This window comes from Fibrobacter sp. UWCM, assembly GCF_900129735.1.
In the GTDB taxonomy this organism is placed as follows: domain Bacteria; phylum Fibrobacterota; class Fibrobacteria; order Fibrobacterales; family Fibrobacteraceae; genus Fibrobacter.
Genome location: NZ_FQWR01000002.1, coordinates 85,659 through 101,982, shown reverse-complemented (window position 1 = coordinate 101,982; position 16,324 = coordinate 85,659). Strand labels below are relative to the sequence as shown.

Below are 16,324 nucleotides of genomic sequence, written 5' to 3'. Positions count from 1 at the left end.
AAAAATCCCCGCACGAGGCGGGGAGTATTTTCACGAAGACAAGGTTACTTCTTTTCGGGGCGCTTGTAACCGAAGTTCTTCAGCATGTCTTCCTTCACAGAGCGTGCCGAGCCCACCTTGTTGGACGGCTTTTCCGGTTCCCAGCCACCCTTTGCGTTCTGCGTGAACGGAGGCACGGAGCAGCGCAGCGTGGACTTCATCTCGACCTCAGTGCGGTAGACATACGCGCCCGTACCCAGGAGTCGGCCCGAAGCAGTGCGAACGTTGCCATCCCTATCCGGCTTCATTTCGAAGTACAGCGTCAAGAGGCCTGCATCGCTCATGTAGTCCGGATTGTCGAGTTCCTGAGTGAACGTATAGTAGTCCACAAAGTCGCCCAGGGTCGTGTAGATCCAGACCTTCACATACATCTTGGTCTTGTAGAGGTTCACGCGAGAAAGGTCAGAGCCAACATTCTCAGCGAACTCGTCGGTACAGTAGTCGCGAACATATTCCTCAACACTGACCTTCTTACTGGAGTTGGCTTCAACACCTTCGAGCGGTACAAGGCCATCCTTGCCGATGATGTCGTCGAGCGTGGCAAGACCACCCACAGCATTCACGGTAGGCACCTTCGTCTCGATTCCGAGAGTCGGGCCAAGGTGGCCCGTGAGGCCCGGATACGGTTCATCGCCGGTACCCGGCTTGTTATCGAACCCACCACCGATGACAGTTTCGACTTCCTTGTCCGTCTTCGGGTTGTAGATGGTTACAGCGAAGGTCTGGTTGTCTTCCGGCTCGTGAGTAGCGTAGTACTCGGCCACAAGATCCTGCGTGACTTCGGTAACCGGCTTCTCGATAGCGATATCCACGTCCTTCGCGTTCTTCATGATAACGCGGATGGTATCGCTAGCTTCGTTGCCAGCCTTGTCGCGGTAGAAGCGAACGATTACATTTCCACCCTTGTTAAGGCTCTGCGTAACGAGGGTATCCTGAACAATCGGGCCCTTGCCGTCGCCAATATCCACGGTCCACTTCACGTCGACAAAGTTCGAGTAGATGACCTCGCCTTCGGTCGGGTAGAGAATCTTGACCTTCGGCGGCACCTGGTCGAGCACGATGAACAGCGACTGCGTGCCGGTATTGCCGAACTTGTTCTTGTAGGTGTAAGTCAGCAGGTAGCCGATGTTGCCGTCTTCGTTACGGACGATGTTGCCCTCGGCATCCACGCCATAAGAAACCGTCATCGCATTGCCAGCCTCGTCAACCGTCTCGTAAGACACAGTGTAAACCACCTCGTTTTCGAACTTCTTATCGCCGCCCTTCGAAGAACTGGACTTGTCATCCTTGCCCGAAGAAGAGGAGCCGCCCTTGCCCGAGCTGCTGCTTTCGATAGCAGAATCTTCCGGCTTGGCGTAGCCGCCAGAAGTCTTGATGACAGCGCCCGTTACAGCGTCGGCCTGGTAAGAAATCGTCACCTCGTGGCCACCGATAGTATCCTTGTAAGCAACAGTCATCTCGACAACGCCATCGGCATTGGCAATCATCTCGCCCTTGTCATCGGTGTAGTAGGTCACGGTCACCGTGTGGCCGTTCACCACTTCCGTGTAAGAGACGGCAACCTTCTCGCCGTTCACGGGCGTGCGGCTCGTGCCCGAAGAGGGATTGTCGGTAAGTGCAAGGCTAAAGTCGGTAATCTCGGACATCGTGCCCGTAAAGGTCTTCTTCGGCACGCTCACGGTATCGAGTTCAATCTTCGTGGTGAACGTTTCCTTAGAGCCAGACTCCGGATCCGTTACCGTAACAATGATGTCGTTCTTGCGTTCGTTCACATAGAACGCCGTATCGGCCTGCGCAGATTCCTCCACCACCGTGAAGATGTTCGGCACGCTAGCATCGTCTTCCGCCTTGCGGATAGAGACAATCGGAGTAGCCTTGCTCACGTAGACCACGAGCGTATCGTAGCCCGGGAAGTCCATCGACGGGTCTTCGAACTTCTTGACAATAATGTTCTCGCCCTCTTCGAGCAGCATGCATTCGGTAGTATCCTTCAGCGTAGCGCCGCTCTTCTTGTTACGGGCTTCCCATTCGACGCAAAGGTCGGTCGTATTGATGTAGAGCGTATCCGGGCTCTTCCAGGTCGAATCCACCGTCTCGGCAATCGTAATCTCGACTTCAGGCGTTTCGATGACGTTGCCAATCTTGATAGTGACAGTCGCCGTATCCGAAAGTTCGCTGTCGGTCACGCGCACCTTGATGGTGTAGATAGAATCCTTCTCGTAGTCAAGAGAATCCTTGAGGATAATCGTACCGTCTTCCTTGACCTCGAACGTCTCGCTTTCTTCCACGAGCTCGTAGGTCAAAGTACCGTAGGCCTTCGAGGTATCCGGGTCCGTCGCCTCGATTTCGCCCACCTCGGTACCAATCTTCGCATCTTCCGAAACCGTGATGGTCTGGTCCGGGATATCCGGCTTCTCGTTCACGTCGGTAATCTTCACGATAATCGTCTTGGTATCGGACAAGGTATTATCGCCTTCGCCGTCGGTACCGTTGTCGGTTACCTTCACCGTAATCGGGAGTTCATGGTTCTTCTCGTAATCCAGAGCCGGGCAGTTGTCCACCTTGACCGTAATTACGCCACGTTCAGAAACATCAAAGCAGCCGCTCTTGTCTTCGACCAGAGTGTAGGTCAGCACGGAGTCGTACACATCGGGGTCAGTAGCCTTGATGGTATCAACAACGGTGCCCTTCTCCACATTTTCCTTGACATCCACAGAATCCGTGGTGATCTTCGGCTTCTCGTTCACGTCGATAAGCTTGATAGGCACATCCTTCGTCATCTTGATGGTCGTATCGTTCTTGTCGAAGTAATCAATCACTACGTGGAACGCGCTATCCAGGCCGCACTTGTCCTTGTACGGTTCCGATTCGCAGTCAAACACGACCTTAGCCACAAGCGTGATGTTCGGGCGGCCGTCAATCGGCTCGTCGTACCTCAGGTCGAACAGCGCCGTATCGCCACCGACCAGCTTGAAGCGGTTGTCGTAGTAGTCGACAATCCTGGACATCGAGTCGATATCGCTCGGATGTTCAACGCGGCCAAGGGAATCGCCAATCTGGTTGTTCTCGGCAATTTCACATGTTTCCACAGTGAAGAGCGGAGATTCGTTCATATCGCGGATTTCAATGACGCGGATAATCGTATCCTTCAGTTCAGCCTTGTGGCCATCCGGTTCCGAGACAATCACAGCCACAGTGTACTGCGGTTCCGGATCGTTGCTGGACTGCGCGGCACGGAGTTCTTCGTAGTTGAGAAGGTCGGAATCCTTGACCGTCACGACAATCTTCCAGCGGTCACCATCCTTCACCTTGTTGATTTCAAAGATGTCGTCGACAGTCACGCCCGTAGTCACGTTGGTACCAATCAGGCCCAGCGACGGGACAAGCGAATCAACATCGTCGGCATCTTCGTCGTACACGAAGTATTCCATAACAACCGTACCCGTCGGGGAATTTTCATTGACGCCCACGGTCAAGATGTTCTTGCCATGTTCGTCGCCCGAGCCGCGGTTGGTCGTATCGCAATGAGCAATGCAGAGCGTATCGGTATCGTCGTCGCCATCGTCATCGTCGTCAACAATAATCTTCGGCGTTTCGTCGGTATCCTTGAGCTTGATGGTCACAAGGGCCGTATCGGAAAGGGTGCTGTCCGTAACGCGGACCTTCACGTAGAACACGGAATCCTGTTCGTAGTTGAGGCCGGCATTTTCGGCAACCGTAATCTTTCCTGTATTATCGATATTGAACTTGCTTGCCGCGCCCTCAGTGGAATCGAGCAGCGAGTAGTAGAGCGTACCGAATTCCGGGTTCAGCACATCCGGGTCGCTAGCCACAACGACACCGACAGAGTCGCCCTTCTTGGAATTTTCTTCCACGGCAAACACGGCATCTTCAACAGTCGGAGCCTCGTTCACGTCGATAACCTGGATTCTGCGGACAATAGAATCCTGCAGGCCATCCGGGTCGGTAACATACACAGTCACCTCGTGCAGCGGCTTGACCTTTTCAAAGTCAAGTTTCGAACCATCGGGCACAATAACGGCCAGCTTGGTCTTGCCGCCTTCGACCACAATCGCGGCCTTGAAGAGGCTATCCACACCAGTCCCGTTGTTATCCTTCAGGCTCGGCGTGAGGTTAGCCAAGTCACCGGCATCCTCGTCCGAAACCACGTAGGCAAACACCTTAGCGCCGTCTGCACTGTTCTCGTTGATAAACACGGTAAGGGTGCTATCGTCGGTGTGGCCGCGGCTGGTCGTATCGCAGAACGCGACACAGAGAGAATCGGTATCGTCGTCACCGTCGTCATCGTCATCGATGATAATCTTCGGATTTTCATCAACGTCATTGAGCTTGACGGTAACAAGTGCCGTGTCGGAAAGTTCCTTATCCGTCACGCGAACCTTCACGTAGATAACCGGAGTTTCTTCGTAATTGAGCGTTGCATTTTCCGCAACCGTAATCTTACCGGTACTATCAATGTTGAACAGCGTGTCGGCACCGGGTGTAGAACCGGCGGTCGCATCGAGCAGCGAGTAGTAGAGCGTACCGAAGTCCGGGTTGAACTTATCCGGATCGCTGGCCTCAACCACGCCAACGGAATCTCCCTTCTTGGAGTTTTCGTCAACAGCGAATTCGGCATCCTTAACATCCGGCTTTTCATTCACGTCGCTGACGTAAATCTTCTTCTCGAGCGTAACCTCGTTGCAACCAGCGGCTCCGTTCTGGTCCTTCAAGGTAAGCGTCACGTTGAACAGCGTATCACCGTTAGCTTCCTTAATCGCTTCAAAGTCCGGAACACTGGCAACACGAATCACCGCGAAGGTGGAATCATTCCTAGTTTCAACCTTGATGTTGAACAGGTTCTGCGCCAGGATGGCGTTCTGTTCATCATCCGCAAGCGAGACCTTCAGGGTCGTCGCGAAATTCGCGTCGGCTGCATCCGGGTCCTTGATTTCGTAACGAGCAACTTCCGTGCCAGCGGCAGTATTTTCTGCAACCTTGTAGCTCGGCTTGCCGTCGTCAATGAACTCAGGAGGTTCATTTTCATCACCGACCTTGATAGTTACAATAGCCGTATCAGAGAGGTTTTCAAAGCCCTTGTCTGAACCGTTATCGGTAACGATTACCAGCACCTGGTACTCGTTACGGTCTTCGTAATCGAGCGTACTATCCTTGGCAACCTTGATGACGCCATTATTATCGACCGTGAACAGTTTTGCCACCTGATCATTCGTGTTCACGTCGGCAAGGCTGTAGGTAAGTTTAGACCACTTATCTTCATCCTTTGCCGGAACAGTACCGACCACAGTGCCAGCCTGCGAGTTTTCGGGAACCGTCAGGGTCTTGTTCTCGATTACAGGCTTGTCGTTCGCATCCTTGATCTTGATGGTCACGCGGGCCGTATCCTTCAACGTCCCATCAGAAACCACGACGAGGGCGTAGTAGAGGCTATCCACTTCATAGTTCAGCGTACTGTCCTTGGCAACCGTAATCTTGCCCGTAGAGGCATCTATCTTGAATTCCTTATAGTCATTCGCGTTCGCAGCAACCGTATCGGCAACGAGCGTGTAGGTCAAGGTTGCACAAGTGTTGTCCTTGCAGTCGTCATCCGTTGCAGAAACAGTACCAACATCCGTACCAGCCTTGGAATTCTCGTACACGGAGAATGTCGGGTACTTGTCGTCAAAGCCCGGCTTTTCGTCTTCGTCGGTTACCTGGATGGTAATGATAACGGAATCGGAAAGATCCGTGAATCCCTTCGAAGAGCCGTTGTCCGTCACGACAACCTTTACCCTATATTCGTTCTTGGTCTCGTAGTCAAGATTGGCGTTCGCAGCGACCGTAATATTACCGTTGTTATCAATCTTGAAGAGGCTTGCCACATCGCCTTCGCCCTGGATGTTCACCAGCTTGAAGGTCAGTTCAGACCAAATATCTTCATCGTCAGCATCAACCTTGCCGACAGAAGTTCCCGCAGCGGAATTTTCCTTGACCGTGTAAGTCGGGGTTTCAAGAATCACAGGAGCTTCGTTGATGTCACGTACCGTAATCTTCTTCGGGAGAGTTACCGTATTGCAACCGGCAACACCCTGCTGGTCCTTCAACGTAATGGTCACGTTGAACAAGGAATCAGCATTCTTGTTAAAGACATCTTCGAAATCCAGGTCGCTCTTGACCTGAAGCACAGCATAGGTCTTGCCGCCTTCAGTCTTGACAACAGTCTCAAACAGGTTCTGAGCCTTAACAGTGTGCGAAGCGTTATCCGTCAAGGAAACCACCAGAGACGTTGCAAAGTTTGCATCGATGGCATCCACATCCTTGATTTCGTAGCGGGCAATTTCTGTACCAGGAGCAGTATTTTCAACCACCTCGTAGTCCAGGCCGTCATCGATAATTATCGGCGGTTCATTGACATCGGTCAGGGTCACGACAACTGTTGCGATCTGCGGTTCAGTGCCACGGTCCGTAACTTCCACAAGGAGCGTTATCTTGTGATCCGGAAGAGTCGTTTCGTAGTCAAGAACGGCACCTTCCGCAACCGTAATCACGCCCGTAGCCTCGTCAATAACGAACTGAGTCGTTTCCGTCATAAAGCTGTAGTAGAGCGTACCGTATGCGGCATGGGCCGTATCCGGGTCAGAGGCAACAACCTGGCCAACAACCGTACCGGCATCAGAATTTTCGGCAATCGTAAAGTTGCCATCCTGAGCAGTCGGCCTTTCGTTTTCGTCGGTCACATAAATCGTGGTAAACGCAGTGTCGGCAAAGCTTCCTGTACCACCTTCACGGTCCGTAAGGATAAGGCGAATGTCGTAACTTACCGTATCGGCCCCATCAGCAAGGAGGGCTTCGTAGTCAAGCAAGTCGCTTCTCTCCACAGCAATCATGATCCTCAACGAGCCATCTTCAGCAGTAGCAACAGTCGCTTTAAAGAGCTGTTCCGCAATCTTATCGGAAGCGGTAAAGCCTTCAATCTTTGCGCTCAAAGTGCTCTGACCATCGCCAGCATCCGGATCCGTAATCTTGATAGACGGAGAAGTGACAGGCGTTCCGTTTGCAGAGTTTTCAACAACGTTGTACTGGTCAAGGATATCGTCAACGTGCGGAGGTTCGTTCAGGTCATTGAGATTGATAACCACTTCGACCGTCTGCGGGATGAAGCCGTCAGTAACAGTCACATGAATTACCCAAGTGGGCTTCGTTTCGAAATCAAGAGCGTCATCAGCGGTAACCGTAATTCTTCCATCGTTGTCAATTGCAAACGGAACATCGTCCGCAGTGCTACTGTTCGAATTTTCATCAATGGTGAAGCTCAGCGTACCGAAATGCGGATTCCTAATATCAGGATCAGACGCTTCCAATGTACCGACTTCGGTACCAGCAGGAACGTTTTCATCCACAGTGAAGGCCGTGTCGCGAACAACCGGAGCCTCATTCACATCGACAACCTTGATAGTCACTATAGAAGTATCGGCAAGTTTGCCCGAACCACTGGTCGTGATTGCTGCATCAGTCACAATGACCTTGATTACCATCGTGGTATCGGCGTTCAGAGCTTCGTAGTCCAGGCCGGCGTTCTTTACGGTAATTGCACCAGTAGTTGCATCAATAGCGAATATGCTGTTGACGGTGGTGTACTTCGGATCGTTCGTATCAAAGGCGTAAGTGAACTGCGTATCGTCAACGTCTTCCATGCGAATCTTGCCTGCAGCAGCCGTACCTGCAGCGACATTTTCGTTAATCGTGTAAACCGTATCGTGAGCAATCGGCTTGTCGTTCACAGCCTGCAGATTGATTGTTACCGTGTTGGCGGCAACTGCGGAAACATCTTTGCTGATGATCCTATAGGTGAACGAAGCCTTGTTGTCTCCAAAAGCGTTTTCCTCGCCAAGATAAACAAGCTTGCCTATATCTTCGCTTGAAATAATCAAGCCTGCCGCTATAGCATCGGCATCGACAACAGTCCCATCAAAGATTAGCGTTCCGACAACATTGCCATTCTTCATAGGCAACGATTCTATTTTCACCTGGAATTCATCCAAGTCAGCTCCATTCCCTGTTGTCGCGGGGAACTTCACAAACGGACTTTCGGTATCTTCGACACCAACAAAGACGGTGTCTTTACCCTTAGGAGCCTTATCGTCATCATCAATTTCGATAAGGAACTCACCTTCACGTTTCTTGTTCGGAAGAACCGCACCCACCATATCAAACACTCGAATCTTGAAGAATTCAGTCCATTCTTCGACAAGGTCATTCTGGACAGATACAGTAACAGTTTTCGTTGGTACTGTGTGTCCCTTGGGGAATTCAACCGTCTCATATACGGACGTTCCATTACACACCGGAATTGCACTTGTAACAACGTCAGCAAGGCTAGCCCAAGCATTCAATGAATCCGGATCGGTATCCTTGTTGTTCGCTTGGTCACCATCAAAAACAAAGCAGTACTTGAAACTGACATCCGTAGTCGGGGGTTCGTTCAAGACAATTGAAAGAGGCTGCGGACCAGAAACACCCTCGTAAACCGTTCCCCAGCTACGCGCTTCAGGGTTGATGTCAATCCAAGGCGGATCAAACGGCATGTACTTGAAATCACCCTTAATGTCCGCCTGGAATTGCAATTGATTTGCAACAAGCTGACCAGCCAACTTAAAGTGACCACCAACAGTCAACTTACCCGTTGTCATCCATGTTCCCTGGAACGAGGCGTCCTTCCAATAATCCCACTGGATATCTTTACTCGTATAGAAAAGGAGATTGCCAGAATATTCAGCATTGCTCAAATACGAAAAATCATTCGTATTTGATAAATCCCATTGGCCACCTTCAAACTTTGTTCCTTCCGCAACATATACAACCTGAATTTTCATATCGTTTGCAGAATTATCAAACAGGAAACCGTCCCTTGAAAAGATACGAGTCAGTTTTCCACCAGGAGGCATTACCACATATAATTTTTTCCCCGTTGAGCCCCCTGCACGGAATTCAGTAATGTACATGTCATAAGTACCATAAGCATTTCTTTCCACGGAATCAGGAGGCACATGGATATACTTGACTTCATCCTGATAATTTGAGGTCATCATAAACGAGGAGCCCCAACTTCCCGGAGTCGGCAAAGTGGGCACAAACAAATCTTCCAAAGGAGGAACATCACTAGGACAAGCAGAATAGCTTCCACCAGATTTGGGCAGAGTGTATTCATCTGAATAGACCTTTCCTGTAACAAGATTGTCCCACGCCTGAAGAGAGCCGTTATTATATTGTTGAGTGATGCTACCCTTTACACACCAGTCCCCCTGCATCCTATTGTTATCCTGATTCGAAATTCTTAAATTGCCCATAACACGAACAGGACCCGCAGACAAAGTATCGTAAGACCCATTAGTGTAAGTCATATTCCCACCTACAACTGTGGGCCCACCAAGATGGTGAAGTTGGTTTTCGAATGTTAAATCACCGGTAGTTCCGTTATAACCGATACTATCCGAGATGGACACATTCTCTCGAATAGAAATGTACTCGGTTCCCCAGATTTTATACTTCATCAGGGAATCCCATCGATCTTGCTGCAAATCCGAAGACACTCCCGTAAACTGCAACGGGGCTACACTTGCCTTAGCAAGGGCATACGGGGCGCATATTCCAATTAGGAATATTACAATTCCAAGTATTTTCTTCTTCATATTATCCACCACAGGATAAGGTTACGACCAAATCCCCACACAAGAGTAAAAATACTAAAAAAAACCTTACATTCAAAGAGTGAATGCAAAAAAAATGGAACATTTCGGACCGATTTTCGGGACACCACATCCCGAATGTGACGCAACTCACATATTTTTGTAAAATTTTCATTTACAAACGTGAACTTTTACATTTTTTGCAGGAAGAGGACTCTGTATAATAAAAGATCCCCGGTCAAGCCGGGGATGACATTAACCACAAGGCCGAAAGAGTTGGCCGTGGTAGAAGATCCCCGGTCAAGCCGGGGATGACATTTGGCTATAGCGGGGATGACTTTACGCCCTCCCTAATCTTTTACTTCATGTTGGGGCGCTTGTAGCCGAAGCTCTTCAGCAGGTCTTCCTTGACGGTACGTGCCGAGCCGACCTTGTTCGTGGGCTTCTCGGGTTCCATTCCGCCAGATGTTTTCACGAACGGAGGCAGCGAGCAGCGGAGCGTCGACTTCATCTCGACCTCGGTGCGGAACACGTACGCGCCCGTCGCATAGAGCCTACCCGACTCGGCACGCACATTGCCGTCCTTATCCGGCTTCATTTCGAAGTACAGGGTCAGGAGGCCAGCGTCGTTCACGTATTCCGGATTGTTCAGGTCCTGGGTGAACGCGTAGTAGTCAGCGAACTGCCCGAGGCTCGTGTAAATCCAGATTTTCACGTACATCTTTGTCGAGTACAGGTTCGCCTTCGAGAGGTCGGCACCCACATTCTCCGCGAATTCCGTCGAGCAGTACTGCTGCACGTACTCTTCCACGGTCACCTTCTCGCTCTCTTCGGCATCGACGCCCTCAAGCGGCACAAGGCCGTCGGATCCGACGATGTCGTCGAGGGTAGCAAGGCCGCCCACAGCATTTATCGTGGGCACCTTCGTCTCGATTCCGAGAGTCGGGCCCAGGTGTCCCGGGAGTCCCGGGTACGGTTCTTCGCCGCTGCCGGTCTTGGTCTTGTATCCACCACCCACGAGGGTTTCCACTTCCTTCTCGGTCTTGGAATTGTAGATGGTAACGGCGTAGGTCTCGCCTTCCGCGGGCTCGTGCGTCGCGTAGTACTCAGCCACCTTGTCCTTGGTGATTTCGGTTACCGCCTGCTCGATAGCGATATCCACATCCTTCGCGTTCTTCATGATGACGCGCACCGTATCGCTCGCCTCGTTGCCCGCCTTGTCGCGGTAGAAGCGCACGATGGCGTTGCCGCCCTTCACGAGGCCCTGAGTGATGAGGGTGTCCTGCACCACGGCGCCACGGCCGTCGCCGATATCCACGGTCCACTTCACGTCCACGAAGTTCGAGTAGATTACGTCGCCTTCCAGCGGGAAGAGGATTTCCACCTTGGGCGGGACCTGGTCGAGCACGATGAACACGGACTGCGTGGCAGAGTTGCCGTACTTGTTCGTGTAGGTGTAGCTCACTTCGTAACCGAGGTTTCCGTCCTCGTTCTTCACGAGGTTGCCCTCGGCATCCACGCCGTACGCAACGGTAACCGTGTTGCCGGCTTCGTCCACATAGTCGTAGGTAACGGTGAACACCACGGCGTTCTCGAACGTAGCGGACTTGCCCTCATCCTTGTCACCGGACTTGCCCGAACTGCCGGACTTGTCGCTAGACTTGCCCGAACCGCTGGAAGAACTTTCCGGCTTCGCGTAGCCGCCGGAAGTCTTCACAACCTCGCCCGTCACGGCATCCACGTTGTACGAAATCACGACCTTCTGGCCCTTGACTTCGGTCACGTAGGCAACGGTCATCACCTTCACGCCGTCGGCACTTTCGATGATGTTCCCGTCCTTGTCGGTGTAGTAGGTCACGGTGAGTTCCTGGCCGTTCACAACCTCGGTGTAGCTTACCGCCACCTTGTCGTCGTTGACAGGCGTGTGCGATGCGCCAGAAGCGGGATTCTCGTTCAGGGTAAGGCCCGCACCGGTAAAGCCCTCGAGCGTACTCGTGAACGTCTTCGCCGGGATGTTCATCGTATCGAGGTCAAGCTTGACCACGAACGAATCCTTTGCGCCGGACACGGGATCCTTCACCTTCACCAGAATGTCGTTCTTCTTGGAATTCACGTAGAACGCCGTATCGGCTGTCTGCTGTTCTTCCACAATCGTGAAGATGTTCGGCTTCTTGCCGTCGTCAACAACCGCCGTCACCGTCACGACAGGACTCTGCTTGCTCACGAACACGATAAGCGTATCCACGCCCGGCACATCCTTGCCCGGAGTCTTGTATTCCTTCACGATAACGTTCTCGCCCTCATGGAGATCGAGGTCGCAATCGGGGCCCATGAGCTTGCCGTCGGCCTTCCACTCGATGCAAAGGTCAGTCGTATTGATGAACAGCGTATCGGGATTGAGCCACACGGAATCCTTCGTCTCGGCACGGGTGATTTCCAGCTCGGTCTTCTCGACAACGTTGCCCACCTTCACCGTCACGAGGGCGGTATCAGCAAGGTCTCCGTCGGTCACGCGCACCTTGATCACGTACACGGAATCCGTCTCGTAGTCGAGTTCCTTCTTGAGCACGACCGTACCGTCTTCCTTCACGCTAAACTGTTCACTTTCTTCCACCAGTTCGTAGGTCAGCGTGCTGAACGCCTTCGCGGTATCCGGGTCGGAAGCCGCAATCTTGCCCACGTCGCTGCCCACAACGGCATCTTCCTTCACCGTGATGGTCTGGTCAGGAACATCCGGAGCCTCGTTCACGTCATTCACCTTTATAGTCACCGTCGCCGTATCGGTATAGCCGTACTTGTCGGTCACCACCACGGTCACCGTGTACTCGTTCTTCGTCTCGTAATCGATGGTGCTGTCGGCCTTCACCGTAATCTTGCCGGTAACTTCGTCGATAATGAAGGTATCGGTCGGATCGCCGATGCTGTAGGTGAGCGTATCGTCGTCATCCACGTCAGATGCGGTCACGACACCCACAAATGTACCCGCAGGAACGTTCTCGTCAACAGCGAACGTGGGAGTCTTGTCGTCAAACTTCGGCGGTTCCGGCGTATCGTTGAGGTTCACCGTAATGGTAGCGGTATCAGAAAGGCCGTCCTGGTCGGTAACAAACACATGGAACGTGAACACGGAATCCGTCTCGTAATCGAGCTTGCCGGGTTCTTTAACCCGAATGATGTTGGAATCGAGTTCAAACGGCACATTCGTCTCTACAATCTCGTAAGTGAGTACGCGGAACTGCGCCGCAGTGTCGAGATCAGACGCGATGACAGCCCCCGCGGAATCGCCCTTCCTGGGATTTTCGTCAATTGCGAACACAGCATCCTCAATAGAGGGAGCCTCGTTCACGTCATTCACCTTGATGGTCACGGTAGCCGTATCGGTAAGGCCATCCTTGTCAGTCACCACCACCTTCACCGTGTACGTGGACTTGGTTTCAAAGTCGATGGTGCTATCGGCAATGACCTTGATTTCGCCCGTAGAAGGAACAATCTTGAACGTACCCGTTTCATCGATAATGGAATACGTCAGGTTTTCCGTACCATCCACGTCACTTGCTGTCACAACACCAACATGAGTGTCGGCAGGAGCGTTCTCGTCCACTGTGAGCACAGGAATGTTGTCCCCAAAGTGAGGAGGTTCGTTCACGTCGGTGAGTTTCACCGTCACGACCGCAGTATCGGTGTACTGACCGTCGTTCACCACCACATGGAACGTGAGCACGGAATCCGTCTCATAATCCAGCTTGCTCGGATCCTTCACCTTGACGATGTTAGAATCCATCACGAACGGCACGCCGCTCTCGACAATCGTGTAAGTAAGTTTCGTGAACGCAGCAGCCGTATCACGTTCCGTAGCGACAACCGGACCGACAACCGTACCGGAATCGCAGATTTCAGGAACCTTGAGGTTCGCATCCACAATGGTAGGCTTTTCGTTCACGTCCGTCACGCGAATCGTCACAGCGACATTGTACGAAAGCGTATCGGCAAGCGTCGTCGTCGAAGCCATGTCGCGCACATGCACCGTCACCGTGTATGTCGATTTCGTCTCGTGGTCGAGAACGGCCTTCTTGACAGAAATCTCGCCCGTAGAAGAGTTTATCTGGAATATGTCGGTCGCGCCGCCCACCAAGGTATAGACGAACGCGTTGTCATCGACGTCCTTCACGACGAGCGACCCAGTCGCTTTTGCACCGACCGCCGAATTTTCGACAATGGTAAATTCGCTCGCCGTAGCACTCGGCTTATCGTTTACCGCAGCAAGATTTACCGTCATGATAGCGGCACCCGAGGTGGAGTTCATCTCGTCACGAACCTTGAACTGGAACGTGGTAGCAGGAGTCCCGAAATCATCCTTCTTGCCCGTGTACTTGAGGTCGCCGATGGAATCCACCGGAATGAACTGGCCCGCGGTAACATTGCCGCCCTTGTAAGTCAAAGTGCCCTTGTTCGGGAGCGTGGCCACAACTACGCCCGTTTCCGCGTAGCCCTTGCTCGAAGAGTACGCGAAGTCACTCTTCTTGAAAGTGTATGCCACGTCTTCGGTACCCGTCACGCTAGAAGCACCAGCAACCGGCGGGTTATTCGCATCTACAATGGTCAACGTAAAGTGACCCTCACGTTCATTGCCTTCCAGTACCGCACCAGCAAGGTTGAATATCTTCATGTGCAGGTATTCTTCACTTTCTCCGATGCCATCGATAAACACGTTCAAGTATGCCTTATTCGCATCATAGGGAGTGAGGCGATGTGCAGGGATAACCACATAGCCGGAGTCATGATGGACAATAACATTCACCACCTCACTATCCAACTTGGTTGTACCATCATCTGCATAAGTGTAATTACCCCATATCGTTTCGGTCCATTCGCAAATCGGGAACGGTGCCTTCGATGTCCTCTGGAAGTCCGCCAACTCCGCCGTCGAAAGATTCAAATCGAAGCAGTAGTTAAAGTCGACAGACGTGTTCGTAACGGTATCGAGCGATATCGGGATTTCCGCATCGTCATTGTTTTCGGGGAAGGCGCCATTCTGGAGCACTTCCGGGTCAATCTTCAGTATGGGAGGATCAAACGGCACATAGCGGAAATCGCCCACGATGTCGGATTCAAACCACAGGTTATTAGCCACAAGCTGGCCTGCGAGCGTAAAGTGGTTTTCAATGGTGAACTTACCTGTCGTCATGAAGGTTCCCTGGTAACTCGGCTTGACCATAGATTTCCAGTGAACATCCTTATTTGTATAGAACATCAGGTTACCAGCATATTTCGCATTGCTTATGTAGTTACTATCGACAAGAGCGCTCACATCCCACTCTTTGGTGGTCGTATTGTAAACGGCGTTCCTATCGACATAGACAACCTGAATCACCGCGCTGTTTGCACTCGGCTGAATATTGAAACCATCGCGCACAAAGATTCTTGTAAGGCGACCACCATGCGGCATTACAACGTACAAGTACTTGTGTGCGCTGTTGTGCATATAGATATTTTCAATATACAGGTCATACGTGCCATATTCGTTAATATAAGCGCTTTCCGGCGGAACATGGATATAGGCAACTTCGTCAATACCATTGGACATATTGATACCAGGAGCCCATTCTGCAGGTTCAGGCCAAAGAGGCACACGCAAGTGAGTATCTACCGGAGGGACCTCCACCGGGCAAGACTGGTACGTGCCCACCGCAAACGGATAGGCCACATATTTGTAGTATTCCGTAACAGGGACAAGGTCACCCGTTTCAGGATCCTCAACATTATAAGTGTAAGTAGAATCGGCAGTCGCAGCATCCGCAGCAACCACACCCGACGTTCCATAGACACCGCCCTTGACCATTGCAGCCCAGTTGGTCAGTGTATTATCGTAAGCCTGCGAAGAACGTGTTCTGATAGAGCCCTGCACGCAATAAGGTCCTTCATAGATGGCTCCAGAAACCGGACCAGAATTTGCCGCCCAATCTGCAATTGCAAAATCACCAAGAACCCTTACCGGGCCTCCACTCAGGGTATCATTATTGGGAGTCGTGCCATCATCCGAGAGATGCAACCCCTTTCCCGAAAGAAGCGGCCCGCCCACATGATGAGCTCCGTTGAAAAAGGAAATATCGCCCGTTGCAGTGCCGTTATAGCCATTTTTATCCGCAATATGCACCGTATGCTTATTGAACGTCAATCCTTCAGAGCCCCACAGCTTGTACTTCATCAAACCTTCCCAGTACTCTTGCTGGGAATCGGCATTTTCCGCGGCCGAATTTCCGAGGCTTTCGAAATACAGCGGGGCGACCTTTGCGCCGAAAGCACCGCCAAACAGGCCGAGCACGGCCACGGCCAAGTAAACTTTATTTATCATCCCTTTCAACATAATCGCCTCCTGAAAAAACAGGGTTCGTTATATCAAATCGTCAACTCCGAATACAACAAGAAACGAATTTTTTACAATCCGTCATAAGTAATATATACAGAATTTTACATAACAGGTAACGATATTTTTACCAATTCAGTCAAACCGTTGTCTAAATCGCATCATTTTGCAATTTCGGGGCAAAAAACGCCCCCTTTCGGGCTTTTTTCATTCCAAATTGGACTATCCCGGCTTC

2 protein-coding genes are annotated in these 16,324 nt (G+C 51.6%); both read right to left on the bottom strand.

The features are described from left to right. Positions 1-44: 44 nt before the first annotated feature. Positions 45-8,825, bottom strand: coding sequence for a cadherin repeat domain-containing protein (locus BUB22_RS01800; RefSeq protein WP_175547212.1), 8,781 nt, complete (start codon positions 8,823-8,825; stop codon positions 45-47). Between the two features lie 1,258 nt (positions 8,826-10,083). Further along, the gene (locus tag BUB22_RS01795) at positions 10,084-16,089 is read right to left on the bottom strand and encodes a cadherin repeat domain-containing protein (RefSeq protein ID WP_083535333.1); all 6,006 of its coding nucleotides are present in this window, start codon (positions 16,087-16,089) and stop codon (positions 10,084-10,086) included. Positions 16,090-16,324 lie beyond the last annotated feature (235 nt).

Coding starts and splice junctions, on each gene's coding strand:
- BUB22_RS01795 (WP_083535333.1), bottom strand. CDS start 16,089: ATGTTGAAAGGGATGATAAATAAAGTTTACTTGGCCGTGGCCGTGCTC.